We start from the raw sequence: 20,254 nt of genomic DNA on the forward strand, positions 1-20,254 counted from the left end.
GCCGCGCGCCATCGTCGCTGTGCAGCTCAGCCGCGTGTGGCGGCCTCGGGGGCCGGCAGGCTTTCGGGTGTGGGCGAGGCAGGCTCGCCCTGTTCGTTGAGCAGCTCGTGCAGCCAGTGACCGTGACGGCTGGCCTTGGTCTTGAGGTAGCGCTGGTTCTGCTGCGTGACTTCGCCGTAGATGGCCTGGCGTGCGGTGACGTTGATGCCCGCGCGCTGTAGCGCCTCGACCTTGCTCGGGTTGTTGGTGAGCAGCAGGATGCGCGACACGCCCAGTTGCTCGAGCATCTCGTGGGCGACGCGGAAGTCGCGTTCGTCCTTCGAGAAACCGATCGTCTGGTCGGCGTCGATGGTGTCCAGGCCTTCGTCCTGCAGGCCGTAGGCACGCAGCTTGTTTGCCAGGCCGATGCCACGTCCTTCCTGCGACAGGTAGAGCAGGATGCCGCCGCCTTGGGCGTTGATCGCCGCGACGCCGCGGCGCAACTGCTCGCCACAGTCGCAGCGCAGGCTGCCGAAGAGGTCGCCGGTGAGGCAGGACGAATGCAGGCGCACCGGCACGTCCTGCGGCCACTCGGCCGGGTTGCCGATGACGATGGCGACGTGTTCGTGGATGCCGTCGGCCTCGCGGAACAGTACGAAGCGGCTGTTCTCGGCCTCGGCCAGCGGCACGCGTGCCTCGCTGATGCGGGTCAGCGCGCCCGGGCCGCTGGCGCACAGTTCGAGCGCGGTGTCGGCGTCGACCGACAGCAGGTTGCCGCGCGCCACTTCCGCCGCGATGTGCTCGGCTTGCGTCGGCGCCACCGGGCAGGCGATGGCGGCGGGAACGAGCTGGGCGCGCGCCAGCAAGCGGATCGCCGCCTGGCTTGCCTTGTCGGCAACGGACTGGCGGGCGTTCGCCGGCAAGTGTGCGCCGCGCATGCAGGCGAACTCCCGCAGCTGCAGGCTGTCTGGGAGGGGCGACAGTGTGATCGCGACGGGCGCGGAGGCATCGGCGAAGCCCAGCGCGGCCATGCGGTGACTGGAGAGCACCAGGCGGGGCGCGGAGCCGCTAAGCGTCCGGAGTTCGGCCAGCGCCTTGTCGTCGAGGCCCTCGACGGCCTGGACGAGGGTGGTGCTGCCGTTGTCGCGCACGAGGATGGGAAGGCCGCGTCGCAGGTCGAAAATGGCACGTTCGGCTTGGCGCATCGGGTGTTCTCCGTGGGAGTGTTCGGGTTTGTTTTTGGCGCGTGGGTTCCGCCGGGGCGGTGTGGGCAGGCGCAAACCGAATCAGTCGAGGTTGTCGGATGTCAGGTACAAAACTAGGTCTAGATTGGGGCTGGCGCTGTATTTTGCAAGCCCGCGAGCACGATTGGTCCTTACATCCCGTCACAAGGTTCCGTGAGGGCGATCACTCGCTCGAGGTCCGTGTCGGCGGGGACTGGCGCTGCGAACATGCCTTGGCGGCCGAAGCCGTTGATCTGCTGTCGCTTTTTCTTCCGCTCGTGGCGCGCACCGGACCGCTTGCCATCGCCCAGCTTGGGCAAAGCCTGGACGGGCGCATCGCAACCGAAAGCGGGGCTTCGCACTATATCAACGGGTTGGAGGCACGCACACACCTGCACCGGCTGCGCGCGGTGGTGGATGCGGTGCTGGTGGGTGTGGACACGGTCAATGACGACGATCCGCAACTGACGGTGCGCCATGTGGCGGGGCGTAACCCGGTGCGCGTGGTGCTGGACCCGCGCGGGCGGGTGCGCCGGGGCAGCCAGCTTCTGCACGACGGGGCTGCGCTCACCGTGCATGTCGTTTCCGGCGCCGCGGGGGGCGATGACCTTGCCCCCGGGGTGGAGCGGGTCGTCTTGCCGGTGTCGGCGGAGGGCCGGTTTGACCCGGGCGCAGTGCTGGGTTGGCTGCAGACGCAGGGCTTGCGCAGCGTGCTGGTCGAGGGCGGAGGCCGCACGGTGTCGGCCTTCATGCACGCCCGTGGGCTCGACCGTCTGCACTTGCTGGTGGCGCCGTTGCTGATCGGCTCCGGCCGGCCGGGCCTGCAACTGCCGCCGGTCTTGACGCTCGACGAGGCCTTGCGTCCGCGCTGCCACAGCTACCGCTGCGGCGAGGACACCATCTTCGACCTGGAACTGCGCCGCAGCTAGGGCGTGCGCCGCGCCAGCACCCAGGCGCCGGGCAGGGTAGACAGCAGCACGACGAGGCCGTAGCTGATCGAGATCGCCACGCCCTGCGCCACGTCCAGTCCGGCGGCGGCCCACAGCAGCGCGGCGGCGCCTTCGCGCAGGCCCCAGCCGGCCATCGACAGCGGCAGCGCCATCGCCAGCAGCACCCAGGGAATCAGTGCCAGCAGGGTCGTGGCCGGCGTGTTGATGCCCAGCATGCGGGCACAACAGAAGTAGACGGCGATGTAGCTCGCGGTAATCGCCAGCGAGGCGAGCAGTTGCCGCCACAGCGCGTCGTGGGCGAGCAGCGCACGCTGGCCGGCATTCGCGAGGTGGCGCAGGAGTCCGCTTCGGCGCAGCACGAACAGCAGCAGCACGAGCGCCGCGCCGATCAGTGCGAGCCGTACCGGGAGCGAGGCCGCGCTGCTGTCCTGGTCGATGCCGGCGAATGCCCGGCCGAGGATCTGCCCGATCACGGGCGAGAACAACAGGGTCGTGAGCGCGATCAGCAGCAGGGCGAACTGGCCGGAAGCGCGCTCCAGCACCACAGCCAGCCAGGCCGCGCGCGGACCGGGCGAGTCGGTGGCCTGCGTACGCGCGTGGCGCCAGGCGCGGCTGGCGTCGCCGAGCACGCCGCCCGGCAGCACCTGGTTGAGGAAACTGCCAAGGTAGTACTCGGCCAGGGCGCGGCCGAAAGGCAGGGGCGCATCGAGCCGGTGCGCGGTGAGCTGCCAGCGCCAGGCTGACAGGGCCATCTGCGGCACGCCCAGCAGCAGCGCCGCCGCGAGCCAGCCGGGGGACGGCGCGACGAGGGCGGCGCGCAGGGCGTCGCGATCCAGCCAGGCGAACACGGCGGCCAGCAGGATGAGGCTGCCCAGGGCAGGCAGCAGGCGGGCGGCGAGGCGTCGGCTAGTGGCCATTGCTATCCGGGCCAGCGGGCTGTGGCAAGGCGATCATCGGGCTCAGCGGCCTGGTGGCAGCGCCAGCAGGTCGAGGTGGCCGACCTCGATCCGCAATGCACCGCGCGCCAGTTCAGACAGGCGCCGACGGTGCCACGCGGCGATGCGCTGGTGGGCCTCGGGGCACTGCTCGGCGGCAGCCTCTCGCCAGCCGTCCATCAGCGCACGGGCAAGGGCGGCTTGTGCAGGGGCGGTTGAGGACAGCCGCCACGGGCTGGGCGCCAGCGCCACCGCGAATCCCCGTGCCTGCAGCAGCGCGGCGAGGCGGGGGGCGGCGTCGGGGCCCAGCGCCCGGCCCGCGCCCTTGTCGCGACGCTGGTGGGCATTGAAGGCGGCGCGCACGAAGGCGTCCTCGGTCGCGTCGGCCTGACGAGCGCTGTCGGTGTTGTCGAGCGCCTCGATCCGCCAGTTCCCATCCACGCTCAGCGCGATCAGCAATGCGCAGCCGGCTTCGCGGCAGGCTTCGGCCAGACGCTGCAGCCAGCGCTCGTCGACCAGGTCGAGCAGGGCCGAGGCGGTGACGAGGTCGAAGCCGGCCAACAGGGACGGATCGAGTGTCTGGAGGTCGGCCACGCGCGCTTCGACCGCCAGTGCGTGGCCGTCGCGGTCGTTGAGGTGGTGGCAGCTCTCGACTGCACGCGCCAGCAGCGCGGGGTCGTGGTCGAGCAAGGTCCAGCGCTGCGGGCCGGGCAGGCGTGGGGCAAGGTAGTGCGGATTCGAGCCGCTGCCGGTGCCGAGATCGAGGATGCGCAGCGGACGCTGGCCGAGCGGCGCGAGCCAGTCGGCAGCGAGCGCATTCAGCCGCGGGTCGCGTGCCGCATGGTCGGCCGCGCGGCGCAGCGCGAGCCAGTCGGCATCGAACACGGTGTCGGGGTGGAGGCTTGAGGAGCAAGCGGGCGGAAGACCGGACAGGCGCTCGAGCGCGGTCGCGAACGTGGCGCCGGCCTGCGTCCAGTCCGCCAGCCGCACGCGCGCCACGCGGGCGCCGTCGCGCAGCACGAGGCGTTCGACCGGGTTCGCCAGCAGCCGGCGCAGGGCCTGCGCCAGCGCGTCGATGTCGCCCGGCGGCACGGCGAGGCCGGTGCCGGGCGGCAGGGTGTCGGCGAGCGCGCCGCCCGTCGTGGTCAGCACCGGCAGGCCGGCGGCCAGCGCCTCGCTGATGACCATGCCATAGCCCTCGTAGTGCGAGGGCAGCACGAACAGGTCCGCGGCCGCATAGGCGGCGTGCAGCTCGGCTTCGGCGCATTCGCCGCGCAGGCGGATGCGATCCTCGAGGCCGTGGCCGAGGATGAGCGCGGCGACGCGGTCGGCGTGGCGAGGGTCGCGGGTCGCGCTGCCGACGAAATCGCCCTGCCAGTGGAGATCCGCGACGCGGGCCAGAGCCTCGACCAGTACGTCATGCCCCTTGCGCGGGGTCAGCGTGGCGACGCACAGCAGGCGCGGCGGGGTGCGATCGGCTGCGGCGAGCGGCTGCGGGGCGACGCCCGGTTCGACGACCGTAATACGGGCCGCGGCGACGCCCATGCCAGTGACCCGTCTCGCGGTGAAGCGGCTGGTGGTGATCACGCCGCGCATGGATTGCAGGGCCGCGGTTTCCTGGCGTTCGAAGCGGCGGGCCTGGTCCGCGTCCAGCCCGCGCTCGTCCGCCAGCGGGTGGTGCACCAGGGCGATCAGTCGCAGCCGCTGCGCGTGGGGCGCGACGGTCTCGGGCAGGCCGCCAAGCGCGAGTCCGTCGATCACGACGAGGCTGTCGTCCGGCAGCGAGGACAGCGCGGCGCGCAGGGCGTCGCGTGCGACCTCGTCCGCATCGGGGAAACGTCCGGCAAGCCCGATCACCTCGACCTGCCAGCCGCCGTGCCGCAGCTGCGCGACGATGTGCGCGTCGTACAGATAGCCGCCGGTGCGCTGCGCGGGATCGCCGGCGACGATGAAGGTGAGCCGCTGCATGCGCTCTGCGCTCATCGACCGTCCCGATGCCGGCATTCGCGCAGCCTCACAGCGCGCCTTCGTAGCTCGCCCAGGCGATGTGCGATTCGTGCAGCGTCACCTTCAGCCGTTCCAGGCCGCGGCCGCCTTCGCCCAGACGGCCGTCGCGAATCGCAGCTGCAAGCCGGTCGAAAACCACGCGCGCCATGAACTCGGTGGTGGTGTTCCTGCCCGTGAAGGCCGGCTCATCGTCGAGGTTGCGGAAGTTGAACTCGGCCAGCACGGACCGCAGCGTGTCGCTCGCCAGGCCGATGTCGACCACCAGCCCGTCCGCGTCCAGTTCGGTGCGCTGGAAGGTGGCGTCGATCAGGTAGGTGGCGCCGTGGACGCGTTGCGCCGGGCCGAAGATCTCGCCGCGGAAGCTGTGGGCAATCATGATGTGGTCGCGAACGGTCAGAGCGTACATGGGTGTGTCTCGTGAAAGTGGGGAGAGTCAGCGCTGCGGATAGCGGATGCGGTGACACAGCGCGCCGGCGGGCGAATACGCCAGCCGGTGCATCGTGGCCGGCAGGTCGGCGAAATCGCTCTCGCCGCTGATCAGCACGTCCGGCACGCTATCGACGAGCAGGGCCAGCGCGAGTTCCATGCGCCGGCGATAGTTCCAGCGCGGCAGGCGCTGCGGCGGCAGGTGGCCGACCTGGCTCGAGCGCAGGCTGAGGCGGCGGGCGTGGAAAGCCTCGCCCAGCGCAAGCGGCACGGCGCGCTGGCCGTACCAGCTCATCTCGATCACGCTGGCTTCCTGGCCGGCGAGGGTAAGCGCCGTCGACAGGCCTGCCGGCGCGCCGCTGGCGTGGAAGACGAAGTCGCAGTCGCCCGTGGCCGCGCCTGGCTCGGCGAAGCGGGCCCCGAGGGACTTTGCCAACTCGGCCCGGCCGGGATCGACGTCGATCAGCTGCACCTCGGTCCCGGGAATGCGCGCGCACAGCCAGGCCACCAGCGCCCCGACCACGCCGGCGCCGACCACCGCGATGCGGTCGCCGACGGAGGGTGCGCCGTCCCACACGGCGTTGATCGCGGTCTCCAGGTTGGCTGCCAGCACGGCGCGTTCGCTCGGCACGGCGTCGGGCACCACCACCACGGCGCTTGCGGGCACGACGTAGGCCTGCTGGTGCGGATGGAGGCAGAACACGCGGCGACCGACGAGCGCTTCGGCCTGCGCGCCGCAGCCGGCTTCGACCACGCCGACGTTGATGTAGCCGTACTTCAGCGGGCCGTCGAATTCGCCTTCCTGGAAGGGCGCGCGCATGCGCTGGTGTTCGCTCGGCGGCACTTCGCCGCGGTAGACCAGGCCCTCGGTGCCGCGACTGATCGCGCCGAAGAGGCTGCGCACGCGCACCTCGCCGGGCGAGAGCGGCGGCAGTGCCACCGGGCGCAGTTCGCCATGGCCGGGCGGCAGGGTCCAGAATGCGAGCGGATGGTCAGCAGAGGGGGCGGAAGGCATGCGGTCGGTCCGGATGGGCGGGAGGAATGCAGGCACGCCGAGCGTCGCGGCAGGCAGCGATCGGCGCATGTCGGGTTGCAGCGAACCACCGCCACGGGCGGTGGGTCTGAACGCGCATGAACAAGCATAGCCCGACTCCCGATGCCGGCGCAGCGGCGCGCGCTGTGGGCGTGCCGCCCGCGTGGGCGGAGCTCGCGGCCGGCGCCGTCGTGCTGGTGCTCATGCTGGGGGCCTTGCATGGCGCATTGGCCTGGCCGCTGGGCGCCGCAGGGTTGGCGCTCGCCGTCTATGCTGCAATGGCGGGGCTGGTCTGGCGCTACTGGCCGGATGCGCGCCGCGGACTGGGGCCAGCGAACCGCGTGACCCTGTTGCGCGGCACGCTGGTGGCGATCCTGGCAGGGGCGCTCGCGGGCTTCCCGGTCCTGGCGGGACAGGCGGGATGGCTGGCCGCACTGGCGTTGGCGGCGCTGGCGCTGGACGGCGTGGATGGCTGGGCGGCGCGGCGCTGGCGGTGCGCCAGCGCATTTGGCGCGCGCTTCGACATGGAGCTGGACGCCTTCCTGATCCTGGTGCTGTGCGGCCTGCTGCTGGCGCTGGGCAAGGCGGGCGCTTGGGTGCTGGCGATTGGGGCGATGCGCTACGTGTTCGTCGCCGCGATGGCCGCGTGGCCCTGGCTGGATGCGCCCTTGCCGGAGCGCTGGCGGCGCAAGGCGGTGTGCGTGTGGCAGGTGGCGAGCCTGCTGCTGTGCCTGTTGCCGCAGGTCGGGGCCAGTCTGGCCGGCGGCCTGCTGGGTCTTGCGCTGGTGCTGCTGGGGTGGTCGTTTGCGGTCGATGTGCGCTGGCTGTATCGCCACAGGCCGCGGCCTTGATGGATTCTTATGGAGGAGGAGTCGAGATGAAGCTTTCACGTCCAGTCCAAAGTGCGCGCGCAGCCCTGGTCGGACTGGTTGTCGCCGCGGCGATGGTCGGTCCGGCCCGCGCCGAGCCGCGCACCTACCAGATCGACCCCGATCATTTCTCGATCGCCTTCAGTGTGCGTCACCTTGGCTTTGCCGACACCATCGGCCTGTTCCTGAAAGGTAGTGGCAGCTTCGTGTATGACGAACAGACGCGCGCGCTGAGTTCGGCCCGCGTGGTGGTGAAGGCCGACAGCGTATTCACCAACCACGGTGCGCGCGACAAGCACGTGCGCGACAGCGATTTTCTCGATGCGAAGGCGCATCCGGAGATCGTGTTCGAGGCCACCGGTTTCGAGCCGGGCGCAGATGGCAGCGGCACACTTTCGGGCAGGTTGACCCTGCTCGGCCAGACGCACCCGGTCGCGCTGGATGTGCGCCTGAACAAGTCGGGCGCCTATCCCTTTGGTCACCGCAAGCACACGCTGGGCATCTCGGCGAGCACGACGATCAAGCGCAGCCAGTGGGGCATGGACTACGGCGTCGACCGCGGCATGGTGGGTGACGAGGTGAAGCTCAACTTCGAGATCGAGGCGCTGCGCGACTGATACTGCCCCGCAGCCTCAGCCGCCGATGTAGGACATCTCGATCTTGCGTAGCGCGGCGGTCTCGGCGGTACGGATCTCCGAGTAGCGATCCTCGCGGCCTTGCCACACGTGGGCGATCGCCGCGTCCAGCGCCGCGTCGTCGGCCCCGGCGCGCAACAGGCTGCGCAGATCGTGGCCGGTCTGCGCGAACAGGCAGGTGTAGAGCTTGCCTTCGGTCGACAGGCGGATGCGGGTACAGGTGGAGCAGAAGGCCTGCGTGACCGAGGAGATCACGCCGATCTCGCCCGCTCCGTCCTTGTAGCGCCAGCGCTCGGCGACCTCGCCAGTGTAGTTCGGGTCGACCGGCTCCAGCGGGTACAGGCGGTCGATGCGGGCGACGACGGCCTGCGAGGGCAGCACCTCGTCCATCTTCCAGCCGTTGGAGGCGCCCACGTCCATGAATTCGATGAAGCGCAGGATGTGGCCGCTGTGGCGGAAATGCGCCGCCATCGGCTCGATGTCGCTGTCGTTGGTACCGCGCTTGACCACCATGTTGACCTTGATCGGTCCGAGGCCCACCGCCTGCGCGGCGGCGATGCCTTCCAGCACCTTCCCGACCGGGTAGTCGGCGTCGTTCATGCGGCGGAACAGGGCGTCGTCCAGCGCATCCAGGCTGACGGTGACGCGGTGCAGACCGGCGTCCTTCAGCGAGCGCGCCATCTTCGGCAGCAGCACGCCGTTGGTCGTCAGCGTCACCTCCACGCCGTCGAGTCGGGCCAGCATCTCGATCAGCCGTTCCACGTTCTTGCGCAGCAGCGGTTCGCCGCCGGTGATGCGGATCTTCTTCACGCCGCGCGCGACGAACAGCTTCGCCACCCGCAGGATCTCCTCGAAGCTCAGCAGATCACGCCGTGGCAGGAAGGCATAGTCGTCGTCGAACACCTCGCGCGGCATGCAGTAGATGCAGCGGAAGTTGCAGCGGTCAGTGACCGAGATGCGCAGGTCGCGCACGCTGCGTCCGCGGCGGTCGAACAAGGCCTCGCCCGCTGCGGGCACGTTCTCCCGTGCGTCGACCGGGATGGCGGCGGGGGCGTCGTGGATGGGGATGACTTTCATGTTCTTGTGGCTGCTGGGGTGTGCGGATTATGGGTAGCGGCGTGGCGCGGTGCAATGATGCCGGTCAATCTTCGACTGCGACCGCGGCCCCGGGTGCCCGGGGGCGCTGGAGCGGCGGTGTATCATTCGCCACCGGATCGAATCCGGCTTCTGGAGAACAACGACGATGGCCGAACCTGTGGCCCTGCCGGCATCGGCACTGCGCACCTACTGCGACCCCGCCTGTTTCACTTTCGACACCACCGAATCCCTTGCCGATCACGCCGGTGACCTCGGCCAGGCCCGCGCCGTCGAGGCCATCCAGTTCGGGCTGGCCATGGGCCACAGCGGCTACCACGTGTTCGTACTGGGCGAGCCGGGCAGCGGCAAGCATGCCACTACCTTCCGCCTGCTGCGCGAGCGCGCGGCGAGCGAGCCGGTGCCGCCCGACCTGTGCTACCTGCACAACTTCGACGAGGCGCTGAAGCCAAAGTTGCTGACCTTGCCGGCAGGTCGGGGCGCGGCGCTGCGTGCCCACATGCAGACCTTCATCCGCGAGCTGGGGCCGGCGCTGGGGGCAGCCCTGGACAGCGACGCCCATACCGAGCGCGTCGAGGCCCTGCAGACCGCGCACAAGGCGCGCGAGGAAGGCGCGTTGAAGGAACTGAGCGAGGGCTGCGCGGCCGAGTCGATCTCGCTGCTGCAGACGCCGGAAGGCTTTGTCTTCGCGCCCACGCGCGAGGGCGAGGTGATGTCGCCCGAAGCGTTCGAGGCGCTGCCCGAGGCGGAGCGCAACGCCATCGAGGCCCGCGTCACCGCCTGGAGCGAGAAGCTCGAGGATCTGCTCAACGATTTCCCCGGCTGGCGCAAGGCCGTGCGCGAGTCGATCGAACGCGCCGAAACCGAGGTGCTCGGCCCCGCGGTTTCGCACCTGCTGCGCGAAGTCCGCGAGGCGCATGCCGACCTGCCCGAGGTGCTCGCCTTCCTCGACGCCGTGCACAAGAACGTGCTCGACAGTGCGATCAAGGGCACGATGCTCGAGGAGGAGGACGAGGACATCGCCGAACCCGAGGAGGCGAGCCGCTACCAGCGCTACCAGGTGAAACTGCTGGTCGATCACTCGGCCTCGCAGGGGGCGCCGGTGGTGTTCGAGAACAACCCCGGCTACGGCAACCTGATTGGTCGCATCGAGCATGTGGTGCAGCAGGGCAACCAGGTCACCCACTTCAACCTGATCCGCGCCGGCGCGCTGCACCGCGCCAACGGCGGCTACCTGGTGGTCGACGCCGAACGCCTGCTGACCCAGCCCTACGCATGGGAGGGGCTGAAGCGCTGCCTGCGCGCGGGCGAGATCCGTATCGAGCCGCCGGCCGAGGCGCAGGGCTGGAGCGGCACGCTGACGCTGGAGCCCGAGGCGGTGCCGAGCGCGCTGAAGGTGGTGCTGATCGGCGACCGCGACATCTACTACCTGTTGATGGACAACGACCCGGAGTTCGCCGACCTGTTCAAGGTGGCGGCCGACTTCGACGACGACCTGCCGCGCACACCCGCGAACGAGTGCGAATACGCGCGCCTGATGGCGCTGCTGGTGCGCAGCGCGAAGTTGCTGCCGATTGACCGCAGCGGCGTGGCGCGGCTGGTAGAAGAGGGCGCGCGCCTGGCCGAGGACGCCGGGCGCCTGTCGCTGAACACGCGGGCGCTGTCCGACCTGATGCGCGAGGCCGACCACCAGGCCCGCCTGAAGGGTCTGGCCGCGACCGGGCGGGCCGAGGTTGAGGCCGCCTTGGCCGCGCGTGCCCGGCGCTGCAACCGCTATCCGACGCGGGTGCGCGAATCCATCCTCGACGGCACCACGCTGATCTCCACCGACGGTGAGCGTGCCGGCCAGATCAACGGACTGGTGGTGGTCGAACTCGCCGGCGAGCGCTTCGGCCACCCGGTGCGCATCACCGCGACGGTGCGCATGGGTGAGGGCGACGTCGTCGACATCGAACGCGAGACCGAGCTGGGCGGCGCGATCCACTCCAAGGGCGTGCTGATCCTGTCGGCCTTCCTGGCGGCGCGCTACGCCCGCCACCAGCCGATGTCGCTGTCTGCCAGCCTGGTGTTCGAGCAGTCCTACGCGCCGGTCGAAGGCGACTCGGCCTCGCTGGCCGAGCTGTGCGCGCTGCTGTCGGCGCTGACGCAGATCCCGATCCAGCAGCGCTTCGCCATCACCGGTTCGGTGAACCAGTTCGGCGAGGTGCAGGTGATCGGCGGCGTCAACGAGAAGATCGAGGGCTTCTACGACCTGTGCATGGCGCGCGGGCTGGACGGCGGCCACGGCGTCGTCATTCCGGCCGCAAGCGTGCGACACCTAATGCTGCGTGAGGACGTCGTGCAGGCAGCGGCCGCGGGCCGGTTCCACATCTATGCGGTGAAGACGGTCGATGAAGCGATGAGCGTCCTGACCGGCGTGGCCGCGGGCGAGCCCGATTCGAAGGGCGTGATCCCGAAGGGCACGCTGAACCACAAGGTTGCCACCGTGCTGGCCGAGATGACGGCGGCGCGCCACGCGCATTCCGACGCCGAGGGTTCGGCCGGCTCGCGCCAGCACCGCCGCCGGCACGGGGTCTGATCCAGTCCTTGGCGGACGGCGGGCAGAGCGGCTACACGCGCCGGGCCCGCCGTCAGGCGTGCTTGCGCGCGAGTCGCGCCAGTTGCCGATCGTGCCAGCGCCCGAGCAGCGCCAGGGCCGTCACCGCGCCGAGCAGGGCCATCAGCATGTCGGCCTGGGCGTCCCACGGGTCGCCCTGCATGCCGATGAACTCCACAGAGCCGCCGCCCCAGAACACCGCCGCGGCCCACTCCACCAGCTCGTAGGTGGCGCTGATGCCGAGGCAGCTGGCGACGACGAGGAAGGACAGCCATTTCCCGGGGCGCAGCGGCGAGGTGCGCAGCAGCAGCTCGCGCCCGAGGATGGCCGGCGTGACGCCCTGGAAAAAGTGGCCGAAGCGGTCGTAGGGGTTGCGCGCGAGTTCGAACATCTCCTGCACGACGTTGCCGATCGGTACCCGCGAATAGGTGTAGGCCCCGCCCAGGATCAGGATCAGCGAGAAGAAGGCGATCAGCCCGTAGGTCAGTGGCGTGAGCGGGAAGCGCCGCGCGGTGGCGACCAGGATGGGCAGGGCGATGAGCACCGGCATGACCTCGGCCCACCACACGTTGCGGTCGTGAGGCGCGATGCCCGACAGTGCAAGGGCAGTGAGGACGAGGACCAGCAGGGCGGCGCGCAGGCTCATCGGACGATTGGTCACGGCAGAGGGAAGGGCAGTATGCCTGTCTCGTGCCCGTTCAGCGTCTGGGTGGTGAAGTCGTAATCGGCGATGCGGGTCAGCCTGCCGCCGATCACGGGTGCCGCGTAGCCGAACAGGCTGAGGCGCGAGATCTGCAGGCGCAGCGGGGCGCCGGGGTTGAATTCGGCCAGCCGCGCGCGCACCGCATCCAGTGGCCAGCTGCCGTCGTAAAGGCCTGTTGTGACGTGGGGTGTGTAGTTGTCGCGTGCCAGCGGATGAGCGGGGGGCTGCAGGCAGGTGCGCAGGGTGGCGATCCGCGCCTCGGGGTCATGCACCGTCAGGTAGGGCGCGGAGGTGAAGCCGTCGAGTGCGCCAATCTCGATCGTGAAGGGCTCGGGTGCCAGGCGGCGAAGCGCGTCGATCTGTCCCTTCAACAGGGTGACACCGAAGTCGTCGTCGTGGAGTGGGGACGCGCTCGGGAAACCGCACAGGCTCAGCGTGACGTGGGGTTCGCGCACATAATCGTCCAGCAGCAGGCCCGACAGGTGGTATTGCGCCAGTGCCATGCGCTCGCGCACCGGCGCGACATCCACGTCGAGCGCCCACAGCACGTAGTGGGGCCGGCCGAGATGCCACTCGGGAAAATCGCGGCGCACGTTGCGTACCGTGGTGTCAGTGTGCGGCGGCATGACGTGAATCCAGGCGCTCATGGTGGTGCTTTTCAGGTCGACACGACGAGGCGGATGCCCAGCCCGACGAAGATTGCGCCGGCAAAGCGGTCGAGCCAGCGACCCGCGCTTGGCCTGCGGTTGATCCACTGGCCGATCGTGCCGGCGAAGAAACCCAGCAGGCCGAAGATCAGGACCGACTGCGCGGTGAAGGTGAGGCCGAGCGCCGCCATCTGCATGTCGACGCTGCCGTTGCCCGCGAAAACGAACTGGGGCAGGAAGGAAATGAAGAACAGGCCGACCTTGGGGTTGATCGCGTTCGCCAGCATGCCGCGCCAGAACAGTCCCGCCAGCGAAGGCTCACCGGCGACCTTGCCGTCGACCCGCACGCGAGCGGTGCTGCGCAGGGCCTGGACGCCGAGCCACAGCAGGTAGAGCCCGCCGACGATCTTGAGCATCGCGAACGCGGTCGGGGACGCGGCGATCAGGGCGCTGACGCCCAGCACGGCGAGCGCCGTGTGTGTCAGGCAGCCGAGCGCGCAGCCCAGGCCGAAAGCCACCCCATGCCAGCGCCCCTTGGCGATGCCGATGCCCAGCACCATCAGGTTGTCCGGCCCGGGTGCGACGGTGATGGCCATCGCGGCCAGCAGGAATCCGGAGAACTGTTCGGGCGTCAACATGCGGCGATGATAAGGGGAAGGGCGCTGCTGCGACCAGTTGCAGGGAGCTCGCAGGAGGTGGGAGGAAACACGAAAGCCAACCTCGAAGGATCGGCTTATCTGATTTTTGGCTCCCTGAGTCGCCCCCCAAGCTCGAAACAATCGCGCGTCCATCCGGTCTCAGCCAGGTCTCGCAGCCTCCCACGCTGCGCGGCCCCAGGCCCATACAATCCATCCTCCTCATTCACCCTTTTCAACCGAGGACCGTTCTCTCATGACCGATCTGTTCACCCCGCTCCAAGCCGGCGACCTCGTCCTGCCCAACCGCATTCTGATGGCGCCGCTGACCCGCTGCCGCGCCGAGGACGGCCACGTGCCCGGTGAGCTGATGGCCACCCACTACGCCCAGCGCGCCAGCGCCGGCCTGCTCATCGCCGAGGCGACGATGGCGATGGAAGGCAACTCCGCCTTCTGGCACGAGCCCGGCATCCATTCGGAGGCACAGGTCGCCGGCTGGAAGAAGGTGACCGACGCGGTGCATGCCGCCGGTGGGCGAATCGTGCTTCAGATCTGGCACGGCGGCCGCGCCTGCCATCCGCTGCTCAACGAAGGCCGCCAGCCGGTGGCGCCCAGCGCGCTCGCGATCACCGGCGACGAGGTCCATACGCCCGAGGGCAAGCAGCCTTACGTGGTGCCGCGTGAGCTGCGCGACGACGAGCTCCCAGGCATCGTCGCCGGCTTCGCACGCGCGGCCGAGAACGCGCGCGTCGCCGGCTTCGACGGCGTCGAGGTGCACGGCGCCAACGGCTACCTGCTTGACGAATTCCTGCGCGACGGCAGCAACAAGCGCAGCGGCCCCTATGGCGGCCCGCGCGAGAACCGCGCCCGCCTGCTGTTCGAGGTGCTCGAGGCGGTGTGCAAGGTGTGGGGCAGCGGCCGCGTCGGCGTGCGCCTGTCGCCGCTCAACAGCTATAACGACATGGTCGACAGTGACGCCGTGGGCCTCATCGAGTGGCTCGCCGGCTGCCTCAACGACTACCACCTCGCCTACCTGCACCTGATGCGCGGCGACTTCTTCGGCAAGCAGCACGGCGACGTGATGACGCCGGCGCGGGCGATGTTCCGTGGCGTGCTGATCGGCAACATGGGCTACAGCGCCGACGAAGCCGAGGCCGCGATCGCCGCCGGCAAGCTCGACGCAGTCGCCTTCGGCACCGCCTTTCTCGCCAACCCCGACCTGCCCGAGCGCACTCGTCGCAAGGCCGCGCTCAACGCACCCGACCCCGCGACCTTCTACACACCGGGACCGCAGGGCTACACCGACTATCCGACCCTGGCTGCAGGCGCGTAAGGCCCCGCCACACTGCGCCGGCATGCCGTCCGCGGCGTGCCGGCCGCCGCGCTCGTCCCCAGGCGGCAGTGATCAAGGACGTCGCCATGGAGCTGGCGCCGCCCGCGCTCAAGCGCAACATCGATCTCACTTGGGAAGGCATCGGCCACGCGCTGATGATCGAGGGCAACACACCCATGCTGCGCGAGATGTTCAGTAAGCTGATCGACAACGCCATCCGCTACGGCCCGACTGCGACCGTCTGGATTCGACTGGTTGAGCCGCCGTTCGATTGACAGTTCCACGGCCGGGCCGAGTGACGGGTTGTGGTCGAGGTTGTGTAAAGAGGTGAATAGTCGGCAAGTCGGTTGAGAGTTTTCCCGACTGGCAGAAGGGTACAGGAAGCGCGAAGTCACACCTTCAGCGCTTCCGGCCACAGGAAATACGGCCCGAATTTCTTGCTCATCCGAAACTCGCCGCCCGCTTCTTTGCCCTTCGGGGTGATGTATGGCTTGCCTTCACGCAGTTCCAGTAGGCCGAGGGTGACTAAGCGCTCGACGAGGTCGGCTGTCTTGAGCCCAATCTTCTGGGCGAGCTTCGACGTCGTGAGCTTCCCGGTGGAATCCTCGGTAACGCTGGCCGGTCCCTCAACGGGTTCCGCTACGACCGTGCGTGGTGCTGCCGGTGCCGCGACAACCTCAGTCTTCGTTTCGAGCACATAGACTTCCAGCAGTCGGTTCAGCACCAGATGGTCGATCTGCGCGACGCGCCCGTTGAGTTCGAGGCGGAGATCGTGGATCACGATCCGATTCTTGCTGGCGCCACTGTAGAAGTCGATGTCGTAGGCAGAGTCGCGCTCACCCTTGATTCCGGCTCGGAGGATTTTCAGTTCCCGCTCGATTTGCAGCTTCTTCTCCGGGGGTACGCCCAGCGCAGCCATCAAGGCTTCGAGCTCGGCAAGCTGGCCTGCCTTGGAGTCCGTCTCTTTCAGGATCATTCGTTGCGGTGCGCGCCAAACCCTAGGCCAAAGGCATGGATGGCACGTCATATGACGTTGGAGATGCTGAATGTTAGCCGACCAGATCCCGACAGGTAGTGACATGTGCCTCGTATGGGTGCAATTCGGGAGGAGGGGCAGTCTCGCAGCGTCGGCCATTTGAGCGCGGGTGAGGACAGATGGGGCAGGGCTGATCGTCTGCGGTCGCCGTAGGGCTGCCGTCAGTTCGGTTGGGCGCAAGGCAAGGTCGATGGGCTGCAGGGGCGGGTTCGGCGTGTGAGAAGCCCACAGGCGCCACCAGAACGGCCCAGTTCGGCCAGCCGACCATCAGGAGGAGGGTATGGGGATGCAGTGCGCAAGAAACGGCGCAGATGTCCGCTCTGATACCCGGTGAACGAAAAATGCCATCCGGAAGGATGGCATTCTCGTTTGAAGCTGGCTCCCCGACCTGGGCTCGAACCAGGGACCTACGGATTAACAGTCCGGCGCTCTACCGACTGAGCTATCGGGGAATTACCTTTTTGCAGCGTTGGCTGCGACTCGCTGTTCCTTTGGGAAACACCAAGTTCTGAAACTTGGCTCCCCGACCTGGGCTCGAACCAGGGACCTACGGATTAACAGTCCGGCGCTCTACCGACTGAGCTATCGGGGAACAGAGGCGCGCATTGTAGGTAGGGTGCGCCTTTGCGTCAAGGCGGGGTGAGGATTTTTTTGTGTCCTCGCCCCGCCCGGATCAAGCGAAGATCAGCCCTTGACGACCTGGGCGATCGCCTTGGCGACGTAGCCGATGTTCTTCGAGTTCAGCGCGGCCAGGCAGATGCGGCCGGTGGACACGGCGTAGATGCCGAAGTCGGACTTCAGCTTCTCGACCTGGTCGACGGTGAGGCCGGTGTAGGAGAACATGCCGCGCTGCTTGATGACGAAGGAGAAGTCCTGCGCCACACCTTCGGCCTTGAGCTGCTCGACGAGGCTGGTGCGCATGCTGCGGATGCGGTCGCGCATGCCGGCCAGCTCGTCTTCCCACATCTGGCGCAGTTCGGGCGAGTTCAGCACTGCGGCGACGATGGCGCCACCGTGGATCGGCGGGTTGGAGTAGTTGGTGCGGATCACGCGCTTGACCTGCGACAGCACGCGGCCGGCTTCTTCCTTGCTGGCGGTGACGATCGACAGTGCGCCGACGCGTTCGCCGTAGAGCGAGAAGCTCTTGGAGAAGGAGCTGGAGACGAAGAACTGCAGGCCGCTGGCCGAGAACGCGCGCACGGCCACGGCGTCGGCGTCGATGCCGTCGGCGAAGCCCTGGTAGGCCATGTCGAGGAAGGGGACCAGACCGCGGCTGCGGCACACGGCGACCACTTCATCCCACTGGGCGTCCGACAGGTCGGCGCCGGTCGGGTTGTGGCAGCAGGCGTGCAGCACGATGATCGAGCCGGCGGGCGCGGCTTCGAGGCTGGCCTTCATGCCGGCGAAGTTCACGCCACGAGTGGCGGCGTCGTAGTAGGCGTAGTTCTGGACCGGGAAGCCGGCGGATTCGAACAGCGCGCGGTGGTTCTCCCAGCTCGGGTTGGAGATGTAGACGCTGGCGTTCGGCAGCAGGCGCTTGAGGTAATCCGCGCCGACCTTCAGCGCGCCGGTGCCGCCCAGGGCTTCGACGGTAACGACCTGGCCGCTGGTGGCCAGTGCCGAGTCCTTGCCGAACAGCAGGTTCTGCACCGCGCTGTTGTAGGCGACGGGGCCTTCGATCGGCTGGTAGCCGCGCGGCGGCATGGCTTCGAGGCGGGCCTTCTCGGCGGCACGCACGGCAGCCAGCAGCGGGATCTTGCCGTTGTCGTCGTAGTAGACGCCGACGCCGAGGTTGACCTTCTCGGCACGGGTGTCGGCGGCGAAGGCCTCGTTCAGGCCAAGGATCGGGTCACGGGGCGCCATCTCGACGGCGGCGAAGATCGAAGCGGACATGAGGACTCCAGTCGTTCCAGTGGGGCAGCAATGGTCTCGTGCGGCAGGATCGGCAATGTGCCGTGCCTTGCGGCGCGATTTGGGAAATAATCGGCGTTTTCGTCCGGTGCTGCCGTGCGGCGATGCACCGGAATAGAGCGGGAATTTTAGCATGACGAGTCAAGGCAATAGCGCCGGAAACGATGCGCCGCAGCAAGGTGCGCAGGGTGGGCAGGTGGTCACCTTCGAGGGCAGCCCCTTCCGCCTGCACCAGCCGTTTCCGCCTGCCGGCGACCAGCCCGAGGCGATCCGCCTGCTGTGCGAGGGCGTGGAAGATGGCCTGATGTACCAGACCCTGCTCGGCGTGACCGGCTCGGGCAAGACCTACACCATGGCCAACGTCATCGCCCGGATGGGCCGCCCGGCACTGGTGCTGGCGCCGAACAAGACGCTGGCGGCGCAGTTGTACGCCGAGTTCAAGGAGTTCCTGCCCGAGAACGCGGTCGAGTACTTCGTCAGCTACTACGACTACTATCAGCCCGAGGCCTACGTGCCCTCGCGCGACCTTTTCATCGAGAAGGACTCTTCGATCAACGAGCACATCGAGCAGATGCGGCTCTCCGCCACCAAGAGCCTGATGGAGCGGCGCGACGTGGTCATCGTGGCCACGGTGTCGTGCATCTACGGCATCGGCGACCCGGTCGATTACCACGCGATGATCCTGCACCTGCGCGAAGGTGAGCGCATGGCGCACCGCGACCTCATCCAGCGCCTGGTGGCGATGCAGTACACCCGCGCCGACATCGACTTTCGGCGCGGCACTTTCCGCGTGCGCGGCGACGTGATCGACGTCTTTCCGGCGGAAAACGCCGAGCTCGCGGTGCGCATCGAGATGTTCGACGACGAGATCGAGCACCTGACCCTGTTCGACCCGCTCACCGGCCACCTGAAGCACAAGCTGGCGCGTTTCACCGTGTATCCGTCCAGCCACTATGTGACGCCGCGCGCCACGGTGCTGCAGGCGATCGAGGCGATCAAGGAGGAGCTGAAGGAGCGCATCGCGCTGTTCCAGCGCGAGGGCAAGCTGGTGGAGGCGCAGCGCATCGAGCAGCGCACCCGCTTCGACCTCGAGATGTTGAACGAGATGGGTTTCTGCAAGGGCATCGAGAATTACTCGCGTCATCTGTCTGGCCGCGGGCCGGGCGAGCCGCCGCCGACCTTGATCGACTATCTGCCGCAGGACGCACTGCTGTTCATCGACGAGTCGCACGTCGCCATCGGCCAGGTGGGCGGCATGTACAAGGGCGACCGCTCGCGCAAGGAGAACCTCGTCGGTTACGGCTTCCGCCTCCCATCCGCGCTGGACAACCGGCCGCTGAAGTTCGACGAGTTCGAGCGCCTGATGCCGCAGACCGTTTTCGTGTCGGCGACGCCGGCGAAGTACGAGGAGGAACACCAGGGGCAGGTGGTGGAGCAGGTGGTGCGCCCGACCGGCCTGATTGATCCGGTGGTCGAGGTGCGCCCGGCAATGACGCAGGTGGATGACCTGCTCACCGAGATCAAGAAGCGGCTCGAGGTGAACGAGCGCGTGCTGGTCACCGTGCTGACCAAGCGCATGGCCGAGGACCTCACCGACTACCTCGCCGACAATGGCATCCGTGTGCGCTACCTGCACTCGGATATCGACACGGTGGAGCGGGTCGAGATCATCCGTGACCTGCGCCTGGGCGAGTTCGACGTGCTGGTCGGGATCAACCTGCTGCGCGAGGGCTTGGACATCCCCGAAGTGTCGCTGGTGACAATCCTGGATGCGGACAAGGAGGGCTTCCTGCGCTCCGAGCGTTCGCTGATCCAGACCATCGGTCGCGCTGCGCGCCACCTGCATGGCACCGCCATCCTCTACGCCGACCGCATGACCGACTCGATGAAGGCCGCCATCGGCGAGACCGAGCGCCGCCGGCAGAAGCAGATCGCCTTCAATGAGGCCAACGGCATCGTGCCCAAGTCGGTGACGAAACGCATCAAGGACATCATCGACGGGGTCTATGATTCGGATGGAGCCAAGCGCGATGCCGCACGCGTGGCCGAGAAGGATGCCGATTATGCGGTGATGGACGAGAAGGCACTGGCGCGGGCGATCAAGCGCCTGGAAAAAGAGATGCAGGAACACGCCCGCAACCTGGAGTTCGAGAAGGCCGCTGCAGCGCGCGACGAGCTGTTCAAGCTCCGCCAGCGCGCATTTGGCGCAGACCAGCACGGCAGCGTCTGACGAGGAGGAGA

The 20,254-nt window shown here is 68.5% G+C and carries 18 protein-coding genes and 2 tRNA genes; 7 read left to right on the forward strand and 13 right to left on the reverse strand.

From position 1 onward, the window contains the following. Window positions 1–26 precede the first annotated feature (26 nt). Complete coding sequence (gene ribA / locus CGK74_RS08405) at window positions 27–1,184, reverse strand: GTP cyclohydrolase II (RefSeq protein ID WP_094268054.1); 1,158 nt, start codon at window positions 1,182–1,184, stop codon at window positions 27–29. Between the two features lie 251 nt (window positions 1,185–1,435). On the opposite strand from ribA, the gene CGK74_RS08410 reads away from it, so the two are divergent. Next, the gene (locus CGK74_RS08410) at window positions 1,436–2,131 is read left to right on the forward strand and encodes a RibD family protein (RefSeq protein WP_094268055.1); all 696 of its coding nucleotides are present in this window, start codon (window positions 1,436–1,438) and stop codon (window positions 2,129–2,131) included. On the opposite strand, the gene CGK74_RS08415 is transcribed toward CGK74_RS08410, so the two are convergent. The 4 genes from CGK74_RS08415 to CGK74_RS08430 are packed head-to-tail and all read right to left on the reverse strand — an operon-like array spanning window position 2,128 to window position 6,535. Beyond that, entirely contained in the window at window positions 2,128–3,069 is a 942-nt protein-coding gene (locus CGK74_RS08415; protein WP_094268056.1) for a lysylphosphatidylglycerol synthase transmembrane domain-containing protein, read from the reverse strand. The two genes, CGK74_RS08410 and CGK74_RS08415, sit on opposite strands and share 4 nt — an antisense overlap. Window positions 3,070–3,111: 42 nt before the next feature. Continuing rightward, window positions 3,112–5,070 carry a glycosyltransferase gene (locus CGK74_RS19165; protein WP_240498671.1) on the reverse strand — a complete coding sequence of 653 codons (1,959 nt, stop codon included), beginning with the start codon at window positions 5,068–5,070 and terminating at the stop codon, window positions 3,112–3,114. Between the two features lie 31 nt (window positions 5,071–5,101). Then, window positions 5,102–5,500 (reverse strand): 6-pyruvoyl trahydropterin synthase family protein, encoded by a 399-nt coding sequence (locus CGK74_RS08425; RefSeq protein ID WP_094268057.1) that lies wholly within the window; start codon window positions 5,498–5,500, stop codon window positions 5,102–5,104. A 27-nt stretch (window positions 5,501–5,527) separates the two neighbouring features. Beyond that, window positions 5,528–6,535: a zinc-dependent alcohol dehydrogenase gene (locus CGK74_RS08430; protein WP_094268173.1), complete on the reverse strand. Its 1,008-nt coding sequence runs from the start codon at window positions 6,533–6,535 to the stop codon at window positions 5,528–5,530. A gap of 116 nt (window positions 6,536–6,651) precedes the next feature. Between CGK74_RS08430 and CGK74_RS08435 the strand changes: the two genes are divergently transcribed. Next, window positions 6,652–7,404 (forward strand): CDP-alcohol phosphatidyltransferase family protein, encoded by a 753-nt coding sequence (locus tag CGK74_RS08435; RefSeq protein WP_094268058.1) that lies wholly within the window; start codon window positions 6,652–6,654, stop codon window positions 7,402–7,404. A gap of 26 nt (window positions 7,405–7,430) precedes the next feature. Then, window positions 7,431–8,039: a YceI family protein gene (locus tag CGK74_RS08440; protein ID WP_094268059.1), complete on the forward strand. Its 609-nt coding sequence runs from the start codon at window positions 7,431–7,433 to the stop codon at window positions 8,037–8,039. A 15-nt stretch (window positions 8,040–8,054) separates the two neighbouring features. Here CGK74_RS08440 and moaA read toward each other — a convergent pair whose 3' ends face one another. After that, window positions 8,055–9,134 (reverse strand): GTP 3',8-cyclase MoaA, encoded by a 1,080-nt coding sequence (moaA, locus tag CGK74_RS08445; RefSeq protein ID WP_094268060.1) that lies wholly within the window; start codon window positions 9,132–9,134, stop codon window positions 8,055–8,057. A 166-nt stretch (window positions 9,135–9,300) separates the two neighbouring features. On the opposite strand from moaA, the gene CGK74_RS08450 reads away from it, so the two are divergent. Further along, window positions 9,301–11,730 (forward strand): Lon protease family protein, encoded by a 2,430-nt coding sequence (locus CGK74_RS08450; RefSeq protein ID WP_094268061.1) that lies wholly within the window; start codon window positions 9,301–9,303, stop codon window positions 11,728–11,730. A 52-nt stretch (window positions 11,731–11,782) separates the two neighbouring features. Here CGK74_RS08450 and CGK74_RS08455 read toward each other — a convergent pair whose 3' ends face one another. Genes CGK74_RS08455 through CGK74_RS08465 form a run of 3 tightly spaced genes read right to left on the reverse strand, consistent with a single transcriptional unit; the run spans window position 11,783 to window position 13,736 of the window. Then, the gene (locus tag CGK74_RS08455; RefSeq protein WP_094268062.1) at window positions 11,783–12,394 is read right to left on the reverse strand and encodes a DUF2238 domain-containing protein; all 612 of its coding nucleotides are present in this window, start codon (window positions 12,392–12,394) and stop codon (window positions 11,783–11,785) included. An 11-nt stretch (window positions 12,395–12,405) separates the two neighbouring features. Next, window positions 12,406–13,077: a 2'-5' RNA ligase family protein gene (locus tag CGK74_RS08460; RefSeq protein ID WP_165770062.1), complete on the reverse strand. Its 672-nt coding sequence runs from the start codon at window positions 13,075–13,077 to the stop codon at window positions 12,406–12,408. Between the two features lie 32 nt (window positions 13,078–13,109). Continuing rightward, the gene (locus tag CGK74_RS08465) at window positions 13,110–13,736 is read right to left on the reverse strand and encodes a LysE family translocator (protein ID WP_094268064.1); all 627 of its coding nucleotides are present in this window, start codon (window positions 13,734–13,736) and stop codon (window positions 13,110–13,112) included. Window positions 13,737–13,989: 253 nt separating this feature from the next. On the opposite strand from CGK74_RS08465, the gene CGK74_RS08470 reads away from it, so the two are divergent. Both CGK74_RS08470 and CGK74_RS08475 read left to right on the forward strand, forming a co-directional pair. Beyond that, window positions 13,990–15,066, forward strand: a complete 1,077-nt coding sequence (locus tag CGK74_RS08470; protein ID WP_094268065.1) for an alkene reductase — start codon at window positions 13,990–13,992, stop codon at window positions 15,064–15,066. Between the two features lie 68 nt (window positions 15,067–15,134). Further along, on the forward strand, window positions 15,135–15,341 hold the full coding sequence (locus CGK74_RS08475) for a HAMP domain-containing histidine kinase (protein WP_094268066.1): 207 nt from the start codon (window positions 15,135–15,137) through the stop codon (window positions 15,339–15,341). A gap of 116 nt (window positions 15,342–15,457) precedes the next feature. Here CGK74_RS08475 and CGK74_RS19170 read toward each other — a convergent pair whose 3' ends face one another. The 4 genes from CGK74_RS19170 to CGK74_RS08500 all read right to left on the reverse strand — a co-directional run bounded on the left by CGK74_RS19170 (window position 15,458) and on the right by CGK74_RS08500 (window position 17,995). Beyond that, window positions 15,458–16,042, reverse strand: coding sequence for a nuclease-related domain-containing protein (locus CGK74_RS19170; RefSeq protein ID WP_240498672.1), 585 nt, complete (start codon window positions 16,040–16,042; stop codon window positions 15,458–15,460). A gap of 436 nt (window positions 16,043–16,478) precedes the next feature. Then, window positions 16,479–16,554, reverse strand: a tRNA-Asn gene (locus tag CGK74_RS08490). Window positions 16,555–16,618: 64 nt separating this feature from the next. Then, window positions 16,619–16,694: transfer RNA gene (locus CGK74_RS08495), tRNA-Asn, on the reverse strand. Between the two features lie 92 nt (window positions 16,695–16,786). Beyond that, window positions 16,787–17,995 carry an amino acid aminotransferase gene (locus CGK74_RS08500; protein ID WP_094268067.1) on the reverse strand — a complete coding sequence of 403 codons (1,209 nt, stop codon included), beginning with the start codon at window positions 17,993–17,995 and terminating at the stop codon, window positions 16,787–16,789. A 151-nt stretch (window positions 17,996–18,146) separates the two neighbouring features. Between CGK74_RS08500 and uvrB the strand changes: the two genes are divergently transcribed. Next, a complete protein-coding gene (gene uvrB / locus CGK74_RS08505; protein WP_094268068.1) occupies window positions 18,147–20,243 on the forward strand; it encodes an excinuclease ABC subunit UvrB in 2,097 nt (698 codons plus the stop codon). Window positions 20,244–20,254: the final 11 nt, after the last annotated feature.

Source organism: Thauera propionica (assembly GCF_002245655.1).
Taxonomy (GTDB): domain Bacteria; phylum Pseudomonadota; class Gammaproteobacteria; order Burkholderiales; family Rhodocyclaceae; genus Thauera; species Thauera propionica.

What these genes read in the sequence shown, in the direction of transcription:
- CGK74_RS19165 (WP_240498671.1), bottom strand. Translation starts at nt 5,070, where the DNA reads ATGAGCGCAGAGCGCATGCAGCGGCTCACCTTCATCGTCGCCGGCGAT.
- CGK74_RS08470 (WP_094268065.1), top strand. Translation starts at nt 13,990, where the DNA reads ATGACCGATCTGTTCACCCCGCTCCAAGCCGGCGACCTCGTCCTGCCC.
- CGK74_RS08465 (WP_094268064.1), bottom strand. Translation starts at nt 13,736, where the DNA reads ATGTTGACGCCCGAACAGTTCTCCGGATTCCTGCTGGCCGCGATGGCC.
- CGK74_RS08450 (WP_094268061.1), top strand. Translation starts at nt 9,301, where the DNA reads ATGGCCGAACCTGTGGCCCTGCCGGCATCGGCACTGCGCACCTACTGC.
- CGK74_RS08430 (WP_094268173.1), bottom strand. Translation starts at nt 6,535, where the DNA reads ATGCCTTCCGCCCCCTCTGCTGACCATCCGCTCGCATTCTGGACCCTG.
- CGK74_RS08435 (WP_094268058.1), top strand. Translation starts at nt 6,652, where the DNA reads ATGAACAAGCATAGCCCGACTCCCGATGCCGGCGCAGCGGCGCGCGCT.
- uvrB (WP_094268068.1), top strand. Translation starts at nt 18,147, where the DNA reads ATGACGAGTCAAGGCAATAGCGCCGGAAACGATGCGCCGCAGCAAGGT.
- ribA (WP_094268054.1), bottom strand. Translation starts at nt 1,184, where the DNA reads ATGCGCCAAGCCGAACGTGCCATTTTCGACCTGCGACGCGGCCTTCCC.
- CGK74_RS08460 (WP_165770062.1), bottom strand. Translation starts at nt 13,077, where the DNA reads ATGCCGCCGCACACTGACACCACGGTACGCAACGTGCGCCGCGATTTT.
- CGK74_RS08455 (WP_094268062.1), bottom strand. Translation starts at nt 12,394, where the DNA reads ATGAGCCTGCGCGCCGCCCTGCTGGTCCTCGTCCTCACTGCCCTTGCA.
- moaA (WP_094268060.1), bottom strand. Translation starts at nt 9,134, where the DNA reads ATGAAAGTCATCCCCATCCACGACGCCCCCGCCGCCATCCCGGTCGAC.
- CGK74_RS08440 (WP_094268059.1), top strand. Translation starts at nt 7,431, where the DNA reads ATGAAGCTTTCACGTCCAGTCCAAAGTGCGCGCGCAGCCCTGGTCGGA.
- CGK74_RS08500 (WP_094268067.1), bottom strand. Translation starts at nt 17,995, where the DNA reads ATGTCCGCTTCGATCTTCGCCGCCGTCGAGATGGCGCCCCGTGACCCG.
- CGK74_RS08415 (WP_094268056.1), bottom strand. Translation starts at nt 3,069, where the DNA reads ATGGCCACTAGCCGACGCCTCGCCGCCCGCCTGCTGCCTGCCCTGGGC.
- CGK74_RS19170 (WP_240498672.1), bottom strand. Translation starts at nt 16,042, where the DNA reads ATGATCCTGAAAGAGACGGACTCCAAGGCAGGCCAGCTTGCCGAGCTC.
- CGK74_RS08425 (WP_094268057.1), bottom strand. Translation starts at nt 5,500, where the DNA reads ATGTACGCTCTGACCGTTCGCGACCACATCATGATTGCCCACAGCTTC.